Origin of the sequence: Paenibacillus sp. 1A_MP2 (assembly GCF_052244825.1) — a bacterium.
Lineage (GTDB): Bacteria > Bacillota > Bacilli > Paenibacillales > Paenibacillaceae > Paenibacillus > Paenibacillus vandeheii.
Genome location: NZ_JBQQCS010000001.1, coordinates 6800487 through 6820577 on the forward strand (window position 1 = coordinate 6800487; position 20091 = coordinate 6820577).

Here is a 20091-nt window from a genome sequence, read left to right on the forward strand (position 1 = left end):
ACCGGGCTGCAGCAAGACTGCTCTATCGTTTCATTATGAAAGTTTGTGCATCAAAGTGCAAGGTTTGCCGTCTGCAATCCTGCAAGTCTCAACCTACTATTAAACCAAGCACCCCGGTGAAAATCGCCGGGTGCTTGATCATATCCTATGAAGATCATTACGTCTGGAATATTAGCTGTTCATTGGAGCCGGGCTTGGTACCCGGCTGGCATGCGTTGTTTTTTCAACAACGTCACTACCAGGGAGAGGGCTACTGCAATGACCAGCACAATAGCAACCGATCCAGCTGCCGCTTGGACACCAGGTCCTCCGAGCTGAACGCTAAGAATACCTTGTACTGCATACGTTGCAGGCAGATATTGCCCAATGCCGCTGTAGAAGCTGTTCAGCAATTCACGTGGCACCATTGCACCGGAAGATACCAGTTGCAGAGACAATGAAATGATATTGAACAGGCTTCCCGCCGGTCCGAAGCAGATCAGGAAGAACTGGGAGAAGAACATGAATGTGCAGAGGAACAACGCCTGGAACAACCAGAATGCGATAAATCCTTGCTCAATCTGTCCGCCCAAGGACACAATTAGTGATGATCCCAGCAGGGAAACCACCAGGGCAGACCCAATGTTAATGACCATTCTGGCACCGAACAAAGTAAGACGGGAGTAAGTAGTGGACAGCATACCCATCACTGTCTGCAGGTTCATACCCATGATCATGGCTCCTACATAAGAAGCCAGTACCATCATCATCGGAACCATCTGGTTATTCATGCCGTTAACCGGATTGATTGAAGTGGTTGTGCCTTCCACACGGGTAGTCAGGTTGGTAGCAGCTTCAGCAGCCTGATCCGCAGGCGCTCCTGCGGCCGTCAGCACGGTCTGTACACCCTGAGCTGTTGCTTGCTTGTTAATCGTGTTCGTCACGCTTTGCGACACGCCTTGCATCATGCTTTTAATCGTAACCGGGTTCGCCTCGTTAATGGTGTACTTAATCTCGGCGGTGGAACCGGCTGTCTGAAGCAGTTCATTAAACCCTGCCGGAATATTCAGCACCATATGAATCTTGCGATGGTTTAACTCATCCAGCGCTTCAGCGGCACTCAGATTAGATACGGTATGAAAAGGAAGTGTCTCGGCCATGCGATCTGCGATCCCCTTGGACTGCTCTCCATCCTCATTGACAACGGCAACCGTCAATTCATTCATCCGGTCATTCACTCCGGAATATGCTGTCATCCAGATCACGCTAAAGATCACTTGGAACATAAGTGCCGTCACGATCCCTACAATTACTGGTGGTTTTTTCAATAACACGCGTAAAGCCTGTAACATAAATGATGTCCTCCATTACTAGATAGTTCTAATTTGATTTAAACGTTTGTTTGAATCAAACGATTGTTTTAAATTTTAAATCCATATGTCTATATTGTCAATTAATTTCTGAAAGGTTCAGAAAAGATAAAGATGTCTTTCGCAAACCATAGTCATTCTTTTCATAAAAGGACATTCCTTCATATGCCCGTCTTCTACTAACAAGGAACGGACTTTTGCTTTAACCTTTCAGGCCATTTTTCCAACAAAAAAAACACGATCCGTCGCAACGGACCGCGCTTTTATTTATGGTTTTTGAAGATAGAAACGTTGAGCCCTTCCATACAGGGTAATCAGTCGTTCCGTTTCAGTTTCATTCGTTGCAGACGTAGCGAATTCAGTACAACCGACACAGAGCTGAACGCCATGGCCGCACCTGCCAACCAAGGAGCTAGGAAGCCTACTGCTGCAATTGGAATACCAATTACGTTATAACCAAGTGCCCAGAACAGATTCTGCTTGATATTGCCCATGGTGCGTCGGCTCATCTCGATGGCATCTGCAATACTGTTCAAATCGCCGCGCATCAGCGTAATATCCGCCGCTTCCATCGCTACATCGGTCCCGGTTCCAATCGCCATACCGATATCCGCTGTAGCCAGAGCTGGAGCATCGTTGATTCCATCTCCAACCATCGCTACCTTGAGTCCGCTCTCCTGAAGCTTCTTCACTTCCGCGGCTTTGCCCTCTGGCAATACCTCAGCCAGGACTTTACCGATTCCAGCCTGTTCTGCCACGGCGCGAGCTGTTCGCTCATTGTCTCCCGTAATCATGATGACATCAATTCCCATGGCTTGCAGCCGCTTAATGGCTTCTCGTGAAGTTTCCCTGATGGTGTCAGCCACAGCAACGATCCCTGCCCATTGACCATCCACCGCGATCAGCATCGCAGTGCGTCCTTGTTCTTCAAGGTTGTTCATCTGCTGCATGGTTTCCTCAGAGACATTCACCTTCGCATCCGTAAGCAGTCGGCGTGTCCCGACCAGGATCTCTTGCCCTTGAACCTGGGCCCGCACACCATATCCCGGTATGTTCTCGAATTGCTCTGGATTGTTCAGTTCCAGGCCTTTACCTCGAATTCCTTCCACAATCGCTTCAGCCAAAGGATGCTCCGAACTTTGTTCTGCTGCTCCCACCCGCTGAAGCAGATCTGCTTCCGTCCAATGTGGAGCTGTCACTACATCCGTAAGCACGGGCTTCCCTTGGGTAACTGTACCTGTTTTGTCCAGTACAACCGTCTGGATCTGCTGGGCCGATTCCAGATGTTCGCCGCCTTTGAATAACACACCATATTCAGCCGCACGTCCTGATCCAGCCATAATGGACGTTGGCGTTGCAAGGCCAAGCGCACAAGGACAAGCGATCACCAGTACAGCAATCGCCTTCTCCAGCGAACCGGCAAAGTCGCCAGGACTCGCGAACAGATACCAGATCAAGAACGTCACTGCCGCGATTCCTACAACAATCGGAACAAAGATACCGGAGATCACATCGGCAATCCGCTGAATGGGCGCTTTGGAGCCCTGCGCTTGCTCAACCACTTTAATAATCTGCGATAACGCCGTGTCAGAGCCTACTCGGGTCGCACGCAGTCTTAATACTCCATTTTTGTTCAGCGTAGCACCTGTAACGGTATCTCCCGGTTTTTTATCAACGGGCAGGCTCTCTCCGCTTAACATGGATTCATCGACAGAAGACTGTCCTTCCTCCACGACGCCGTCCACCGGAATACTATCTCCGGGTTTCACGAGAACCAGATCACCTACCGCGACATACGCCGACGGTACAACAACCTCCTGACCATCACGAATCACTCTGGCTTCACGTGGAGCAAGTTCGATGAGGCTCTTAATCGCCTGAGAGGAGCGCCCCTTGGCTACGGCCTCAAACCATTTTCCCAATAGGATCAGCGTAATCAGAATCGCACTCGTCTCATAATAAAGCTCTACTGTTGGCATGACTGCTGTAGTCATTCCCGCCCCGCCATGATCCATCATGGTCGAAGCTGTACTGCCACTGGTCAGGGTCAGATACAGACTGTAAAAGAAAGCTGCACTTGTACCCAAAGCAACCAGTACATCCATGTTGGCACTGCCATTACGCAGCGCTTTATAGGCGCCCACATAGAACTGCCAGCCAATTACAAACTGTACCGGAGTTGCCATTACCAGCTGGAACCATGGATTCATGAACAAGTCGGGTACCCATATCCAGGATGTGAACGAGAAATGGCCTACCATCGCCCACAACAGGGGCAAAGATAACAAGGCAGAGATCATCCACTTCCATTTTTTGCGCTGCAACTCACGTTCACGCACCGATTTCGTCTCTTCTTGCGTCTGTTGCAGCTCAGCTCCATAACCAAGTTGCTTGATCTTCGCCGTAATATCGGATGCCTTCAATACTCCGGCAACGTATTCCACATGCCCTTTCTCAAGCGCCAGATTCACATTCGCACGGGTTACACCCGGTAAACGTGAGAGGCCCTTTTCGATTCGAGCAGAACAAGCAGCACAGGTCATCCCTGTAATGTCCAGATCCACCGATTCCGTTACTGTACCGTAGCCAAGCGCCTCCACCTTATCCCGCAATGCATTGATGTTCGTTGTCTTCGGATCATAGGAAACCGTTGCTTGCTCTATGGCGAGGTTAACATTCGCCTGATTGACCCCTTCCATTCGGGACAACCCCTTCTCAATTCGTGTAGAGCAGGCAGCACAGGTCATACCTGTGATTTGCAGTGTTGTCTGTAATCCCGCTGCTTCCGGTGATGGTTCTGAGGCTGATGTGTTTTCCATTGCCGATGACTTATCCATGTTGTTAGCTCCTTTCTTAATAAAATATTTTTACGTGTTCAATACCCCCAAGGGGTATATAAAAGACAAAAAATCAGGCTTAAACAATGAACTCATTTATTGGAAAAGATCTGTTGAGTTCCTTTCCATACAAGGGGAAGTTCAGTTTAAGCCTGCAATGATTAGACTACGTCATACCCTTGATCTTCAATGGCTGCCTTGATCTGATCCACATTGACTTTTTGCTCGTCATATTCAACTGCGACAGTTCCTGCTGCCAGATCAACCTTACCATTCGCTCCCGCATTCTTCACGGCTTCTTCAACCGATTTCACACAGTGATTGCAAGACATTCCTGTAACGTTCAACGTAATATTAGACATGGATAGTTCCTCCTTGGATATATAAATGATGAGTTCATTCAAAAATAATTACTTCATTAACTTCCTTACCGTTACCAACAATTCATCCACGACCTCATGCTCTCCGGCCTGAATGCGCTCAACAATACAGCTCTTCATGTGACCTTCCAGCAACAGCTTGCCTACCGAATTGAGAGCAGACTGAGCCGCAGCGATCTGCGTCAGCACATCATCACAATAGGTATCCTTCTCGATTAATCCCTTGATCCCGCGAATCTGTCCTTCAACGCGGTTCAAACGGGAAATCAGGTTGCCCTTCATCTCCTGGGAGTGATGGCTCTTACGCACATGTTTCCCGTCACTGCCTGCCGTATGACATGAATTGGCTTGCTGATCATCTGTCTGTGAAACTTCGTTCACCTCTGTTACGGATGACTCCAAAGGTTCCTTGGGATGGCTCTGATGTTCCATCACGAACACCCCTTTTCTTTCGTTCTGTTATAAGAGTAACATACCCCATGGGGGTATGCAAGATTATTTCATTATTTTATTCAAAACGGATGCTTACCATGCTTCCTACGATTGAAGTATTGCACCAGACATCCCCATTAGTCTTCGTACAGGCGGACTATAGTATGTATTCCATTCTGCTGCTGCGTACAGCCAGACCCAATTGCTCATAGAAAGCCTGAGCTCCAGTATTGAATGTAGACACCGTCAGTTCAACGCTGTCGACCTGAATTTCTTTGCCAAGTTCGATTAACTCCTGCATCAACCGCTTGCCTGTCCCATGTCCGCGATGTTTGCTGCCAACGATGATTTCATTGATGTACAGCATCTTTCGATCCTTTAACAAATCCACATTCTGAATAACATTCAGCTGTGCACTTGCATATCCAACAATCTCACCTTGATTCAACAATTCCGCAACATAGAGATAACGATGATCCGTCCCCATGAGTTGTTCATATTCCTTTTCGCTCATTCTCGTCTGCAGCTCTCTGTAAACGTCTGGCCTAGCTTCTACATGCAACTGATGAAGCTCATCCATTAATGCAGATACTCCCGTATAATCTCCGATGACAGCCCGTCTAATGTTAATCTCACTCATCTTCGTATTCTCCTCTCACAAACGTTTCCCATAATTATACAATAAAAAGCAGATACCTTAACGGTACCCGCTCTGTTTCAAGCTATATTTGATTCTACTATTCTTTAGATGATTTACCTTCATCAAATGCTACAGGTGACGGTTTGGCAGCCCATTCGTCCGCTTGCGGCTCAATATCTACACCATTCAAAATTTTCTTTTTCTCCATCAAGGAATCCCCGTCTTCATCCAGCTTGTTACGAATTGCCGCCTCATCCTGAGGTTGATTGTTCTGTTGTGTCATGTTGGAGTCCTCCTTCTATTATTTCATCGTTATTATGATGTTCCTATATATAACTTACCCAATTTTTTCATTGTCATTCTGACAAGCAAGTATATCATCTGATTTTTGTATTTTACTTTGATGAAAAGTGAAATTCGCGATGCAAATTGAGTATCTGATTGAGCAGCATATTGAAACCTATGAAAAGGAGAAAGGCGTTATTAATCGAAGTCCACCTGTTTATCCAAAGTGACTTCCTCCAATTTGTGTTCCAACTCTGGTATAGAAGGAATTAAAGAGAATTGAACGTTTTCCAGAGAAAAAGGCAGGGCAGGAACTACTCGGAAACTCAATTGTGTCTCCCCACCTCCTCCACGACTGCCTTGTCTCATAGTCATATGTCTCTGTCCGCTCAACACCTCAAGAGCCAAGTGTGGCACCAACTGTATACGTTCAGACTCATTTCCCTTATATTGAATTTCCACATATACGAGACTTTCGCCTTCATACTGCATCGAATGTGTAATGATGTACTCACACGAATCTTTAATCGTTTTCTTCATGATCGGCACAACACCCGTTAATTGAAGGGGCTCACGTGGAAAGTAATGCCGTTGTGGCATCGGCTGCACACTACGGAGAACATATCGAATATCTTCCTCCTTCATATCCAATAATTTTACCCATTGATCGATGGTATCTTGAGGGGGCTGATATTGGACAGCTCCGGTTATATTCTTTCTTGCCGCAACCAACTTTAGTAGTTGCCCATCAATCTGCTGTACTTCTTCATTGTATTCATTAGGGATTTCACGAAATTCACTCCAGCTCATATTTAATCACCCTCCTAATTTAATGAAATACCATGCAAATACAATTCGCTATGGTACCTGCATCCCCTCTTCTTTTTCTAGGTTTAACCAAAAAACGGTGAACCTTCCCTTTCAGCCACAACAGCCGATTCGAGAAAGTTCACCGCATAGCTTTAGATTTTCGCCACCTTGCTGCCCTTTACTTTAACATTTACAAGCAGGATGCTGGCTATGATCATAACGAGACCTGCGATCAGATTGACCGTCACCGACTCTCCCAGGAACAGTACACTGCAAAACAGGGCAATCAGCGGAATCAGAAATGTGAATGATCCTACTTTGCTGGCTTCGCCAGAGCTGACCAGTTTGAAGAACGCGAGCCAGCCCAACGCAATGACAAACACCGAGATAAACAGCATATCCAGTATAAAAGGAAGCACCCACTGTACATCAGCCCAGCTCTCTGTGACCGTACCCGTTAAGGTCAGTACAACTCCACCAATTAGAATCGGAATGGCTGTCATCCAGATTCCATCGACCTTCATTGAAGTTCGCTTCATATATACGGTCCCGATCGCCCAGCTAATTGCACTAAACAGCCCCAGCATAACCCCTTCAGGTGAGACTTTGCCTGTCATGCCGCCTATACTGATCGTAGCCACCCCCGCAAAACCGAGCACCAATCCGGCGATTTTCATTCCATACATGGACTCTCCCAGCCACAACCAGGCCCCGATTCCAAGCAGCACAGGCTGTAGGAACACGATGGATGAAAATAATCCTGCCGGCACTTCCGTCAGCCCCACGGTCTGAAAGCCGTAGAAGAAGATAATATTAAGCACCGCAGATATGGCATAGATATGCCAAGTTTGTTTCAGTCTCAGCGTTTTGTAGCGGGGAAAAGCATACAGCCCCAGCACCACCCCCCCAATTAACAGGCGCATGCCTGCGAATATAAGCGGCGGTGTAAAATTTAATGCGTATTTGGTCAGGGCCAGTTTACTCCCCACATGAGTACCAGAAAAGCCAGAACCCAGCCTGCTTTTGCACGTGATAAAGCCATATGTCTATTCTCCTATCCGGCACACTTCTACAGGCACAGTTTAATCAATCACACTTTATCCCGCGCTCTCTAGGTGCCTGCAAATCATTTGGAATCCGATCCAGACCCGTTATACATCTGTTCTTTGATCGTTCCGTTTCTCCATGATACAATAATGATTATAATAATTGAAATGCATGTTAATCATAAGGAGCATACCAATTCTGATATGAACAATTCACAGTTGCAGTTATTCGTGAAAATTGCAGAAACGGGAAGTTTCACCCGTGCAGGCCAGGAACTAAATATGACGCAGCCCGCAGTCAGTCGGGCCATTTCTTCGCTGGAGAATGAGCTAGATGTCACTCTAATCATACGGGATCGCAGGAATGGCATCGTGCTTACGGATGTGGGACAGCGGATTTTGGTCATTTTCCGCCGGATTTTACAGCAATTTGATAAGGTGCAGCAGGTCGTTGCCGCTGAAAAAGGTTTGGAGATTGGCACGATTCGCATTGGCTCTTTCCCCATGTCATCAGCCCATCTGCTGCCGAAAATTATCCGCTCCATTCGGGACCGCTATCCTCAGATACAATTTGAGCTGCATGAGGGAAACATCCTTGAAATTCAGGAATGGCTAAGCTCACGGGCTATTGATGTAGCTCTCATTATTGCAACCGACAAAGAGCCCATAGATACGGCTTATGAGACACTCCCGCTGTATAGCGAAGAGATGCTGGCTGTGTTTCGGAACGATGAGCCCTTTGCAAATCAGGAAACCCTGCCCGTACAAATGCTGGACAAGCACCCCATGATCATCTGCAAAGGCGGTTACGAAGTGCCGATTGTGGATCTATTCAATCGAGCAGATGCCGAATTACATTTCGGATTTGTGGTGTATAACGTAAACACTTGTCTGAGCATGATTGAGCAGGGTCTCGGAGCCGCCATGCTGCCTGCCATTTCTCTATCCTGGCTGCCTCCGGGTGTCAAAGCACTCCCGACGGAGCCGAAAGCCTACCGTAATATCGAGATTGCCGTTCCTTCACTTGTCGATGCTTCCCCTGCATCCCGGTTATTTATTGAGACGGCGCAGCAATTGTTTGGACAAGGTTAACGGATCGATTGGCCTTCCAATGTTGAGCCAGTCGCTCCTTGTTCCCAATCAAAAAGGGCGTCCCATCGGTCATGAACATGACCTTATGGGACGCCCTTTTGATATTGTCCACCTTAGATGGACATCATTGAAGTGTTTTTCTTTTACCAGCAGCAGCAGCAGCACAAAATGCCCCGATGATCTCAGCTTTACGCCTGATCCTGGCGAGCGAGTGCAGCCAGCGCACGCAGCGCCGCTTCGATCTCACGCTCAACCGCATCAGCTACCGCATTTGTATGCGGATCATACTCTGCCGCCAAGTCGCTATCTGCAAAACCGTCGATAGCGACAATCGCCCCGGCACGAGCACCGCGCAGTGTGCTTACGATGTAGAGCGCTGCAATCTCCATCTCAGCGGCAAGAGCACCCGCCTGCTTGTACTTGCGGTGAGGAATCTCTTCCACCCCAGTGAAGAAAGCATCCAGCGTAACGGTAATGCCCACGCCAACTTTACCCGCACTCGAAGCATCCGTTCCACTTGCATGCTTACGAGTCGCCTCAATTAACGCTTGTGTAACGCCAAGGTCTGCTACCGCAGGAAAACCATCCGGTACGAGCTGACGTGTCAGCCCGTCCGTACGCACAGCGGCCGTGCTGACGATAACACTGCCCGCTGGATAATCAGCGGTATACGAGCCCGCTGTACCTACACGAATCAGGGTCGTTACCCCTGCACGGATTAGTTCCTCGAAGCAAACAGCCGCTCCGGGTGAACCTACGCCATGACTGACCACGGCCATGGGTACACCTTCGTACAATCCAACAAATGTGCGATACTCCCGGCTGAACGCCAGTTCTTTCGCCTGCTCCAGCTTACGGGAAATCTTCTCCGCACGTGCCGGATCACCACAGACAATGGCGTATGCAGGCATATCTTCGGAATGAATTTGCAAAATAGGCATCAACATCTTAATCAAACTCCTTCTTCGTCCATTCGTCTTCCGGAATCGGAATATCTTCACCCGAGAAGCGCTGCTCCTTGAACGGATCGGCAAAATGATGGAAACCATTAACTTCCCAGAAGCCATTGCGGTCTTCTTTCATGAATTCCAGCCCCCGTATCCACTTCGCGCTCTTCCAGAAGTAGAGTTGCGGAACCACCAAGCGCAATGGATAACCATGCTTTGGTGTAAGCGGCTCACCGTTAAATTTAAAGGCAAGCAGTACATCGTCATGCATCAGTTCTTCGAGCGGAACGTTCGTCTCGTAATCATGATCCGCATGGATCATGACGTATTTCGCTTCGGGTTTAACGCCAAGAAGCTTGATGAAATCCGAGAATCGGATGCCTTCCCACGGTGTATCAAACTTCGACCAGCGAGTTACACAATGAATGTCGCTCACCGTGTTCACTTGAGGCATCGCCTGAAGCTCGGCGAAGGAGAACACCTTCTCCTCTTCAACCTCGCCGAATACTTTCAAATCCCAGGTCGCGAGGTCATATTCAGGCACTTCACCTTCATGCAGAATCGGGAACTTCTCGGTCAGTACCTGCCCCGGCGGCAGCCGGTCTCCGTGCTCAGCACCCGCTTTGGGTGCCGGGCTTTTCGTTTTTTTCAGACGTTCAGCCTTATTATGCAAGTGTGATTCCTCCTTCTTTATATGCTTCCAGCATAACATTCAGGAATTAACGCGAGCTTCCGCCCGCTTTCAGTGCATCCTGTGTGTAGGTACGATCTTTGAAAAAGAACATCGCTACCAGTGTCACAATATACGGCAGCATCATGGTAAAGTGAGTTGGCAGCGCGAAGCCCTGTAGTCGGATACTGAGTGCTTCCATGAACCCGAACAGCACACTGGACCCCATAACGCCAAGCGGATTCGCTTGCCCAGCATAGTCGCTACCAATGCGATGAAACCGCGACCTGCGGTCATGCCTTCGGTAAACATCGTAACCTGACCAAGTGATAGCTGTGCACCCGCCAAGGCGCACAGTACACCACACATCAGGACTGCACCATATTGAATGCCGCGCACCTTGATGCCGATGCTCTGTGCTGCTACCGGATTCTCGCCAACCGAGCGGAGACGGAACCCGGAGACACTTTTGAACAGATAAAATTGCAAGGCAATTACGATAATAATTCCGAGATACACGAGTGGGCTATGCCCTGAGATGACATCACCTACCCATGGAATGTCCTTAATAAGAGGGATATCCCATTTGGGGAGTCCCACCATATCTTTGTCGTAGTACGCACCCTTCACGTCAAAAATCGCCCGTAGCGCAAAAGTCGTCAGTCCTGTCGCCAGAAAATTAAGCGAGATCCCGACTACTATCGCGTTGGCCTTAAGATTAATACTGATAAAGGCAAATAGCGCAGAGAACAACATAACGATCACAATCGAGAATATGACGGCCAGCAGTACATTACCGAACAGATAGTTACCAACAATAGCGGAGAAAGCGCCGATCAGTACGAGTCCTTCCAGACCCACGTTGAACAGACCGACACGAGAGCATAAAGCCCCACCGAGCGCTGCAAGCAGAATCGGCGTCATAATCCGCAGAGTAGAGCCAAACATGGCTGCATCAAACAGTTGTTGCATTGGACTTTTTCTCCTTTCTCCGCTTCAGGAATGAATAACCGATCTGAGCCGATACAAATAACGTCAACACCGCTTGGATGACACTGCCGACTTCCAGCGGCACATCCGTATTCCGTTCCATCCCCATGGCACCTGTCTGCAACGCTGCAAGCAGAATTGCCGCCACAGCTGTTCCTAGCGGATGCGAGCGGGCAAGCAAGGTTGCCATGATGCCGCTCCATGCATAACTTGCAGATGACAACGAGCCATCAAGGAAACGGTACTGTGTACCCAACACTTCGCCTGCACCCGCAAGACCTGCAAGTCCGCCACTAATGATCATGGACAGCATCATCATACGAATGCGGCGCACGCCGCCATAGGTTGCAAAGGAAGGATTACTCCCCAGCATGCGGATCTCATAACCCGTTACCGTCTTGTGTGTGAACCAGTAGATGAGAATAGCCGCTACGATAGCAATGATGAATCCAGCATGCAGTCCCATGCCCTGGAACAGCTTCGGCAGCCAGACACTCTGATCAATCATTGGCGTCTGGGCCATCGCCGCCGATCCGGTGCGGTCTTTGAACGGATAGGATACCATGTATCCTCCAAAATAAATCGCAATATAGTTGAGCAGCAGCGTTGTGATCAACAGATTCATACCGAAGCGAGCATCCAGCCAACCGGCAAACAGCGACCACACTCCACCGGCAATGATCCCCGCCACAATGGCTGCAATACAGACAAACCAGCCTGGACCCGGCAGGTAGAGCGCCGTCAGCGCTGCACTAAGTCCGCCGAGAACCATCTGTCCTTCGGCACCCATGTTGAAAAATCCGGCGCGGAACGCCAGTGCTACGCCCAGTCCCGCGAGAATAATTGGCGTCGAACGCGCTAATGTGTTGGTGAAGAAGTAGAAGTTGCCGAAGGCCCCTTTCCACATCTCCGCATACGTATCCACCACGGACCCGCCTACGACCAGAATGGCTACAGCACCTGCCAGCAAACCGATGAATACGGCAAGCAGCGGCTGTACGAGTCCGCGAAGTGTTTCTTTTACCCGATTCATATCCGCTCTTTCCCTCCTGCCATCAACAAGCTGATCTGTTCTTCTGTTGCTTCATCTGCCTTCAGTTCCCCAGCGATTCCGCCTTCATACATGACAATGATTCGATCGGATAATTGCAAAATCTCGGACAATTCGGATGAAACGAGCAGAATTCCTGCACCTTCATTCCGTTTGCGCAGCAATTCGGCATGAATCGTTTCCATCGCTCCAATATCTACACCCCGTGTAGGTTCAGCCGCAATGAGAAACGGTGTATCCTGGGCAAATTCACGTGCGGCAATCAGCTTCTGCAAGTTACCACCGGAAAGGAACTGTGCCTTCGTTTCCGCAGAACCCGTCTTGATGCTGAACTGCTTGATCCAGTTCTCCACCATGGTCCGTGCTGCCTTTGCTTTAATGATACCGCGTGATTGAAGCCGATGATGATGGCCCATCAAGCCATTCTCACGAACGCTTGCATCCTTCGCCGCTCCCCACATATAACGGTCTTCCGGGATATGGGCAAGTCCAAGTTCCCGAATGCGACGCACCGGCCAGTTTGTCGTATCCTGCCCTGACAGCAGGACGCGGCCGCTATCCGACTTGCGCAGTCCGGCAATGATCTGGATTAGTTCAGACTGACCGTTCCCGGAAATACCCGCGATTCCAACGACCTCACCTTTCCGAACTTCCAAATGAATATCCTTGAGTGCGGAACGGTCCTCAGCCCCTGACAGACTCACTGCTTCCACCTGAAGCACCGCTTCTCCCGGAACGGATGGCTGCTTGTCCATACGTACCAACTCACGTCCAACCATTAAGCGGGATAACTCCTCCACATTCGTATCTTTCGCTTCCAGCGTACCTGTCACCTGACCATCACGAAGAACCGTGATCCGGTCTGCCACATCCATGACTTCCTGCAGCTTGTGCGTAATCAATACAAAGGTTTTGCCCAGCTTGGCGAGAGATTTCATATTCGCGAGCAATTCTTTCACTTCCAGCGGTGTCAGTACCGCTGAAGGTTCATCCAATATAATGATATCTGCGCCCTGATGCAGCACCTTGAGAATTTCAACTCGCTGCTGCATGCCCAGAGGGCATTCATATACTTTTTCCACGGATCAACTGGCATGCCATACGTTCTACCCAGCTCATTCACCTGGGCCGCTGCCTGTTTACGGTCAAATACACCTGCAGCAGACGGTTCACGGCCGATCACGATGTTCTCAGCAACCGTAAAGGAAGGAAACAGCATGAAATGCTGGTGCACCATGCCGATACCGCTTGCCATGGCCTGAGACGGGGTAGCGAAGCTTACCTCACGTCCACGAACTTTGATTGTGCCTGATGTCGGTTGCTCCATTCCATACAACATACGCATCAGGGTTGTTTTACCGGCTCCGTTCTCACCCACGAGGGCATGAATCTCTCCTTCTCGCAAATTAAAACGGATGTCCCGATTAGCGGTGAAGCCGCCGTATTTCTTCGTAATCTGCTCCATCTCCAACAGCATATCTCGCGTTCTCTCCTCTCGGTCTATATACGTTCAACTAAAGCATATTTACACTAGCCACTATGATGACAGAACAACCTTCCGATCGCTTATCCCCAGATTTTTTTATTTTTTTTCCAAAGGGGAAAATCCGGGGATAAAGGCGAACGCTTCGCTTCTCCAGGTTTTTTCTGTCCTCTCCGTTATCGGGTAAATGTTCAGTTGAACATATATAGTTCATTGTAATAGCAGCAAAACCGGCTGCCTGATCGGGCAGCCGGCTGATCAACTCAATTAATCCATCCTATGGAACAAAGATTACTACTGTTGCAATGGATCTTTTACAACGATTTTGCCGGATACGATATCATCCTTGATCGCTTTAACCTTGTCGATTACTTCTTGTCCAACAAAAGCATTCAATGGAGATTCGCTATCACGTGTTACATAAGTCAGGCCTACGCCATCTTCTTTCAAGCCATAATTTACAGCACCCGCTTTGAAGTTTCCTTCTACGAAATCCTTCACGGTCTGATAAGCAACCGTATCGGTCGACTTCAATTGAGACAATACGATATGTTCTGGATCTTCAACAGTACGGTCCGTATCCTGACCGGAAGTATAGAAGCCTTTTTCCTTCGCGGCTTCGAACACACCCAGATCGCCTACAGCAGATGCTCCAGCAATGAAGTCAGCGCCTTTGCCGAATTGTACCAACGCCAGCTCTTTTGCTTTGGCCGGGTCATTGAATCCACCAACATAGTTCACGAGGAATTCCGCATCCGGGTTAACCGATTCCAGACCGGCTCTGAAACCTTCTGTATATTTCTTGATTAATGGAACGTCCATCGCAGCAATCATGCCGACTTTGTCTGTTTTCGTAGACAGTCCAGCAGCTGCACCAAGCAGGTACGCTCCTTCATATTCATGGAAACCAACGCTACGAACGTTAGGCAGGTCAACGGTTGTGTCTACAATGGCAAAGGACTTGTCCGGATTCTCGGCAGCAACCTTTTTCAATGCATCTTCTGCCTGGAAAGTTGCTGTAATAATCAGATCATAGTTCTCAGCTACTGCAGCACGCAGATTTTGCTCAAATGCAGCCGGGTCAGTCGATTCGATCGTTTTGGTATCTACCTTGAATTCCTCGCCAGCTTTTTTGAAACCTTCATCCATCTGTACGAAGAACGGGTTGACCCCAATTTTTTCAGGAAGGACAAGTGCCATGCGTAGTGATTTTTCACTATCGCCACCTTGAGCCGATTGTTCGTCTTTGGAACCAGAATTTCCACAAGCCGCCAGCAAAATAGCCACCATCATGATCGATAAGACGAACGATAAACCTCTTTTCATTTTGAACTTTCCCCTTTTCACAATTCTTTTTTATAATCCTAGCGGATACTGTCGATCCTTGTCAATAAATCTTTGAGCGTATACACTAAACGGAATAAAATAGCTGATTTACATTCTACAAAGCGTCGGAAGGCGCTCTAAACCAAGTTTTTTTCCGTTGACATCCGAAGCTGCCCCATGCTAAAGTCAATCCAATTATTATATTCAGATAGGTTTTGTCAGAATTATAACGCAAGCTTGTTTATTTTCCTATCCTATTTTGAGGAGGCTATTCATTTGAAAAAAATCACCCAGATCACACTGGCCGCTCTGCTCGCCGCTCCGGTTACACTCAGCAGTCTCAGCTTGCCCGCTTCGGCATCCGCAGCATCGGCTACTCCCGCCGGACAAACTACCTCACAGGCGGTTAAAGGACCGGTAGCTCAAGCTCCTTCAGTCTATACCGAGAGTGCAGCCGATTACGCCCAATTCCTGCAGGCCAAATACAATATCCAATTGCCGCAGAAGTTAGCCAAGGGTGACTTCATCAAAGCAATTGCTGCCATTCTTGGAACAGGTCAAGCTGCACCTGCTACAGATGAAGCAAGTGACAGTGAAGTCAAGGCTCCGGCCTTCACTGATCTGAACTCCAATGATTCTGCGTATAAAGCTGCCGTTTCCTTATATAACAACGGTATCCTGTCCGGTACGGAAGTGCGTGCCAATGACAAACTGAGCACTTATGCTGCTGTCTTCATCGCAGTCAAAGCAGCCGGATTCAAAGAGCTGGCCTATACATATCCTGAAGACAAAACAACAAAGGCACTTGCTAAACTGGGCATTAGCCCAGGTCGCATTGAGGGACAAGCGGCGCAGGAGCTGGCCGCTGCCATTGATACCGGTTTGATCCCGGAAAGCCTGTACCCCGCTCTCCGTAAGGGCGGCGAAGCAAGTTCTGATTTTGCCAACATCTTGCTTGGACGGGTATTGACCAGTCAGGGCAAATACAAAAATGAAATTGGTCGTTCTGGCGATACTGACATTTACTCCAAATTGTACGCTGCCTATCGCACCGCTGATCTAATCGAAGCACCGGAACTTCGGACCATTGTGGATCAAGCACTGCGGGATGATCTCGTTACAGGTTACAATCTTAAAGACAGTCGCTTCGATTCCAACTTCATCGATGAACTGACCTTAACTTACGGGCATGATGATATTAAACACGCGGTACAGTTAATTGGATTGTTGCGTAGTGAAGGCATCGATGCGGACGTACAATTCCAGCCGAAGACTTCTGCCTTCATTTATTTGAAGGAATGGGGAGAGCCCAAAGAAACACCGGATTACAAGGTTACCCAGATCGAGAATGGCAATTACATTGCCTATGCCAAAGAATATGACATTCAGTTTGAATTCAATAACACAGCGGACAAAGCCCGCTTCAACGACATTATATTGAAGTATGCCAAAAAGAACAGCGATGACACCTCTGCCTTAATTCATGCTTCTTGGTGGCAGCCGCTGTATTACTCACCAACCACTCAGGCGGAATATCCAGTCATCGCCAACAATAAAATTTCGCTTGGCAACTATTATGCACAATCTTTCTCCCTTAAGGAGAATTCCAAGGCAATTCAAGAAGGATTCCGTAAGCTGGCCCCTGATGCGGACATTTCCAGTTACACCTTCTGGGTGGACCAACCGTTCTTCAATTATCTGAACGGGGAATCAGAATAAACTGAACGTATACCAAGTGAATTAAAACTCGCAATTTGACATAATATAAAGCCGTCTTTACCGAACTTTCCCATGGATTCGACCCATTGGTTCGTAAAGGCGGTTTTTGTTTTATTTTTTTGCAAAATTCTTCTCAAAAAAAATAATTTCATTGCAGGATTTACCAGTAAAAGGTCGAATAACATAGGTACACAAACACGCAATTACATTTACACATATCTGTAAGACAGGAGTTAATCATGGTATACGATGGCATTCTGCTCGGCTTGATCGTTGGACTGTTCCGGGAGGATTTCGGTATGGTCTCCACCAGTTTGCAGCTCTCAAGCTGCGAGGCGGCTGGATATTCCCGGTGCTGCTGCTGGCTCAGTTCTTCATCTTTTACTTGCAGGAAAGACTTGATTGGGTTGCATCCATCAACGGATACCTGTTTGCTGCCGTTTATGTCACAGGCTTAGCATTTTTGTGGCTTAATCGACATTACAAGGGTTTCACGCTGATCTGGATCGGTGTTTTCCTCAATTTCATCGTCATGGCGGTAAATGGGGGGCGTATGCCGGTTTCCGTGGATGCCTCTGCTGTTCTTGGGCCCTATTATGTGGACATGCTGCGCGAAGGCGGAGCGGTATCCAAGCACTATATGATGGATGCTTCCACACATCTTTCGTTTCTGGGCGATATCATCCCGCTGTCCAGTCCTTATCCGAGGACACAGGTGATCAGCATCGGCGATGTGGTCATGAACATTGGCATATTCCTGTTTATCCAGTACATGATGGTGAATCGAACCGGAGAAGCTTTGAAGCCAGTGAATTCCATCAGGCCTGAAGAGATTCGGACAGACTCCAAGGAAGGGAGGTCTTTTCCATGAAAAAATTCGAAGGCATTAAATATTCTCGTCTCGTTATCAACGCAATCATCGTAGCTTCTGTCGTTGTTGCATTGACTTCGGGATACAAGCTGGGCGGCTAGTACATATACTCGCCAACCATGACAAACAGGCTGCCAGCGGCCTGTTTTTTCTTTCTGGATTTTTGGGAGGTAACTTGTTATGTTATACATCAATATAGTACAAGCCGATATATTCACATCAAGAGCAGACTAAACCAAGCAGGAGAATTTTTATGAACTTTATTCGTAACCTTATCCATAAAGCAGATCGGAGCACCATGTATGTTGTGTTGCTTAGCTGCACAGGCATCGGTATTTTTCTGTATATGAACAAGTTGTCTTATCTCCATCTATCCTCTGACGAATGGGTAATGGTATACACGATGCTCGGTGCGGCGCTGATTTTGGATTACTTCACGTTTCAGATTCCGCCCAAAGGCAATCAGCAATCCATGGACTCTTCCGTGTACCTCGCCTGTATCTTCATGTTTGGTGGTGCATTCAGTCTGTCTGTACTGCTACCCGTTTCCCTCATACTGTTAATCAAGGATCGCAAACTCGCCTGGTGGAAGCATATCGTTAATTTCAGCATCTACAGCCTCATGATTGCTGGAGCCGCTTACGTATTCACTTGGACTGGAGGAATTCCGGGAGCACTGGATGGATATAACCTGCTGCCCTATTTTGCGGCACTTGCAGCCTACTTCATCATTAATACGATCACGCTAGGGCTGTTCTTTCATTTCTCGACAAAGGATGCATTACAGCAGATGAAGCGTGTGTTCGTCACCGAATCACTGCTCGTTTATTTATGTACATTGATTTTGGCGCTCGTGTTGACCATTCTCGTTGTGCACAACGGTGTTCTCGGCCTGCTGCTCTACCTCAGTCTTAGCATTCTGCTATCGCATGCGTTCAAACAGCTGTTCGTGATGTATCAGAGTATTGAGGAAAAGGCGAATACGGATCAACGCACAGGTTTGTTCAACCACAGTCATTTTGAAAGTATGCTGGAGAGCGAGCTTGGTAACGCCCGTTCCCAAGGAACCCCGCTTTCGCTGGGACTCATCGATATTGATGATTTCAAAAAGTATAACGACCGCTTCGGTCATCTCCAGGGCGACAGTCTGCTGGCCCTGCTCGGAGATTTCCTCATCCGGAAGACGGAGGGCACTCAGGTCACCGCCTTTCGTTATGGCGGCGAAGAGTTCACCCTGCTTATGCCAGGCATGGATCTGGACGAGGCCTATGCGTTCATGAACAAGTTGCGCAAGCAGCTGAACGACACCCCTTTTGAAGGAGTTGAAGTGTTTCCGCACGGTTGCCTCTCCTTTTCGGCAGGTGTTGCGCGTTATGAGGTTGATATGTACAACAAGTCACAACTCGTGGATCAGGCGGATAAAGCGCTATATTATGCCAAGAAACAAGGCAAAAACAATGTGCATCGCCACGGCAGCAATGACGGCATGGAGCATGAGATTGATCTGGTCCAGGATGTGCGCGATATTGAGCAGCAGCTCAACTTGTTCAGATATAAGGATATGGATACATTCAAACATTCCAAACGCGTATATAAATATGCCCTCGATTTAAGTGAGTTGCTGGAGCTCGATAATGTGGAAAAGCGAAATTTCGTGCTGGGTGCACTGATTCATGATATCGGAAAGCTCGAAATTCCGTGGTCCATCCTGAATAAGAAAGAAAAGCTTACCGCTGAGGAATGGGAAACGATCAAGGGCCATGTCACCTGGGGCAAAAAGATGGCTATGACCAACGAGCGTTTTGCCGATCTCATTCCCTATATCGAATTGCATCATGAACGGTATGACGGGGCAGGCTACCCTTATGGCCTGAAAGGCTCTGAGATTCCACGGTTGTGCCGGATGCTCACAGTAATTGATTCCTTCGATGCAATGACAACGGAGCGACCATATCAGGAAACGAAAAATGTGGATGAAGCAATCAAGGAACTGCAGATGTGCTCCGGTTCACAGTTCGATCCTGAGCTAGCCGAGCTGTTCATCCGATATATTCAGAAACGAACCGTGCAACAGCAACTTTTGTAACGCTCACCGAATATCCCCTTATTAAAGCCAAAAGCGCTACCCCCGGTCTGATCGGGGATAGCGCCATTTTCATGTTC

Annotated in this window: 14 protein-coding genes and 4 pseudogenes; 4 read left to right on the forward strand and 14 right to left on the reverse strand. The window is 48.2% G+C overall.

All coding sequences use genetic code 11. From position 1 onward, the window contains the following. Positions 1–179: 179 nt before the first annotated feature. The 8 genes and pseudogenes from ACTWJ7_RS33410 to ACTWJ7_RS33445 all read right to left on the reverse strand — a co-directional run bounded on the left by ACTWJ7_RS33410 (position 180) and on the right by ACTWJ7_RS33445 (position 7775). Complete coding sequence (locus tag ACTWJ7_RS33410; RefSeq protein ID WP_443146287.1) at positions 180–1331, reverse strand: YhgE/Pip domain-containing protein; 1152 nt, start codon at positions 1329–1331, stop codon at positions 180–182. Positions 1332–1663: 332 nt separating this feature from the next. Continuing rightward, complete coding sequence (locus tag ACTWJ7_RS33415) at positions 1664–4168, reverse strand: heavy metal translocating P-type ATPase (RefSeq protein WP_301882116.1); 2505 nt, start codon at positions 4166–4168, stop codon at positions 1664–1666. A gap of 179 nt (positions 4169–4347) precedes the next feature. Beyond that, entirely contained in the window at positions 4348–4548 is a 201-nt protein-coding gene (locus ACTWJ7_RS33420) for a copper ion binding protein (protein ID WP_079348675.1), read from the reverse strand. Positions 4549–4596: 48 nt separating this feature from the next. Beyond that, positions 4597–4998, reverse strand: a complete 402-nt coding sequence (locus tag ACTWJ7_RS33425) for a metal-sensitive transcriptional regulator (RefSeq protein WP_301247329.1) — start codon at positions 4996–4998, stop codon at positions 4597–4599. A 157-nt stretch (positions 4999–5155) separates the two neighbouring features. Continuing rightward, positions 5156–5638 carry a GNAT family N-acetyltransferase gene (locus ACTWJ7_RS33430; RefSeq protein ID WP_301881995.1) on the reverse strand — a complete coding sequence of 161 codons (483 nt, stop codon included), beginning with the start codon at positions 5636–5638 and terminating at the stop codon, positions 5156–5158. A gap of 97 nt (positions 5639–5735) precedes the next feature. Further along, a complete protein-coding gene (locus ACTWJ7_RS33435) occupies positions 5736–5921 on the reverse strand; it encodes a hypothetical protein (RefSeq protein ID WP_301881997.1) in 186 nt (61 codons plus the stop codon). 200 nt (positions 5922–6121) lie between these two features. Continuing rightward, positions 6122–6733, reverse strand: a complete 612-nt coding sequence (locus ACTWJ7_RS33440) for a hypothetical protein (protein ID WP_301881999.1) — start codon at positions 6731–6733, stop codon at positions 6122–6124. 152 nt (positions 6734–6885) lie between these two features. Beyond that, a pseudogene (locus ACTWJ7_RS33445) lies at positions 6886–7775 on the reverse strand (DMT family transporter). 208 nt (positions 7776–7983) lie between these two features. On the opposite strand from ACTWJ7_RS33445, the gene ACTWJ7_RS33450 reads away from it, so the two are divergent. After that, entirely contained in the window at positions 7984–8871 is an 888-nt protein-coding gene (locus tag ACTWJ7_RS33450) for a LysR family transcriptional regulator (protein ID WP_301882003.1), read from the forward strand. A gap of 188 nt (positions 8872–9059) precedes the next feature. Here the strand turns inward: ACTWJ7_RS33450 and ACTWJ7_RS33455 are convergent, their stop codons facing one another. The 6 genes and pseudogenes from ACTWJ7_RS33455 to ACTWJ7_RS33480 form a co-directional block, all read right to left on the reverse strand. Beyond that, complete coding sequence (locus ACTWJ7_RS33455) at positions 9060–9818, reverse strand: nucleoside phosphorylase (RefSeq protein ID WP_301882005.1); 759 nt, start codon at positions 9816–9818, stop codon at positions 9060–9062. A gap of 1 nt (position 9819) precedes the next feature. Next, on the reverse strand, positions 9820–10491 hold the full coding sequence (locus ACTWJ7_RS33460; RefSeq protein WP_079348664.1) for a sulfite oxidase-like oxidoreductase: 672 nt from the start codon (positions 10489–10491) through the stop codon (positions 9820–9822). Positions 10492–10537: 46 nt separating this feature from the next. Further along, positions 10538–11460 (reverse strand): annotated as a pseudogene (locus tag ACTWJ7_RS33465) (ABC transporter permease). After that, the gene (locus ACTWJ7_RS33470; RefSeq protein WP_024632283.1) at positions 11444–12511 is read right to left on the reverse strand and encodes an ABC transporter permease; all 1068 of its coding nucleotides are present in this window, start codon (positions 12509–12511) and stop codon (positions 11444–11446) included. Before ACTWJ7_RS33470 ends, ACTWJ7_RS33465 begins: the two are co-directional and overlap by 17 nt. Beyond that, positions 12508–14006: pseudogene (locus ACTWJ7_RS33475) on the reverse strand (ABC transporter ATP-binding protein). Before ACTWJ7_RS33475 ends, ACTWJ7_RS33470 begins: the two are co-directional and overlap by 4 nt. A 300-nt stretch (positions 14007–14306) precedes the next feature. After that, on the reverse strand, positions 14307–15338 hold the full coding sequence (locus tag ACTWJ7_RS33480; protein ID WP_024632286.1) for a BMP family lipoprotein: 1032 nt from the start codon (positions 15336–15338) through the stop codon (positions 14307–14309). 276 nt (positions 15339–15614) lie between these two features. On the opposite strand from ACTWJ7_RS33480, the gene ACTWJ7_RS33485 reads away from it, so the two are divergent. From ACTWJ7_RS33485 to ACTWJ7_RS33495, 3 genes and pseudogenes are all read left to right on the forward strand, one after another. Further along, entirely contained in the window at positions 15615–17057 is a 1443-nt protein-coding gene (locus tag ACTWJ7_RS33485) for a hypothetical protein (protein WP_301882012.1), read from the forward strand. 239 nt (positions 17058–17296) lie between these two features. Continuing rightward, a pseudogene (locus ACTWJ7_RS33490) lies at positions 17297–17928 on the forward strand (DUF5317 domain-containing protein). Positions 17929–18181: 253 nt separating this feature from the next. After that, complete coding sequence (locus tag ACTWJ7_RS33495; RefSeq protein WP_285078996.1) at positions 18182–20014, forward strand: bifunctional diguanylate cyclase/phosphohydrolase; 1833 nt, start codon at positions 18182–18184, stop codon at positions 20012–20014. Positions 20015–20091: the final 77 nt, after the last annotated feature.

Excerpts from the sequence above, each read along its gene's own strand:
- ACTWJ7_RS33410 (WP_443146287.1), bottom strand. The coding sequence starts at position 1,331 with ATGTTACAGGCTTTACGCGTGTTATTGAAAAAACCACCAGTAATTGTA.
- ACTWJ7_RS33415 (WP_301882116.1), bottom strand. The coding sequence starts at position 4,168 with ATGGAAAACACATCAGCCTCAGAACCATCACCGGAAGCAGCGGGATTA.
- ACTWJ7_RS33420 (WP_079348675.1), bottom strand. The coding sequence starts at position 4,548 with ATGTCTAATATTACGTTGAACGTTACAGGAATGTCTTGCAATCACTGT.
- ACTWJ7_RS33425 (WP_301247329.1), bottom strand. The coding sequence starts at position 4,998 with ATGGAACATCAGAGCCATCCCAAGGAACCTTTGGAGTCATCCGTAACA.
- ACTWJ7_RS33430 (WP_301881995.1), bottom strand. The coding sequence starts at position 5,638 with ATGAGTGAGATTAACATTAGACGGGCTGTCATCGGAGATTATACGGGA.
- ACTWJ7_RS33435 (WP_301881997.1), bottom strand. The coding sequence starts at position 5,921 with ATGACACAACAGAACAATCAACCTCAGGATGAGGCGGCAATTCGTAAC.
- ACTWJ7_RS33440 (WP_301881999.1), bottom strand. The coding sequence starts at position 6,733 with ATGAGCTGGAGTGAATTTCGTGAAATCCCTAATGAATACAATGAAGAA.
- ACTWJ7_RS33450 (WP_301882003.1), top strand. The coding sequence starts at position 7,984 with ATGAACAATTCACAGTTGCAGTTATTCGTGAAAATTGCAGAAACGGGA.
- ACTWJ7_RS33455 (WP_301882005.1), bottom strand. The coding sequence starts at position 9,818 with ATGTTGATGCCTATTTTGCAAATTCATTCCGAAGATATGCCTGCATAC.
- ACTWJ7_RS33470 (WP_024632283.1), bottom strand. The coding sequence starts at position 12,511 with ATGAATCGGGTAAAAGAAACACTTCGCGGACTCGTACAGCCGCTGCTT.
- ACTWJ7_RS33480 (WP_024632286.1), bottom strand. The coding sequence starts at position 15,338 with ATGAAAAGAGGTTTATCGTTCGTCTTATCGATCATGATGGTGGCTATT.
- ACTWJ7_RS33495 (WP_285078996.1), top strand. The coding sequence starts at position 18,182 with ATGAACTTTATTCGTAACCTTATCCATAAAGCAGATCGGAGCACCATG.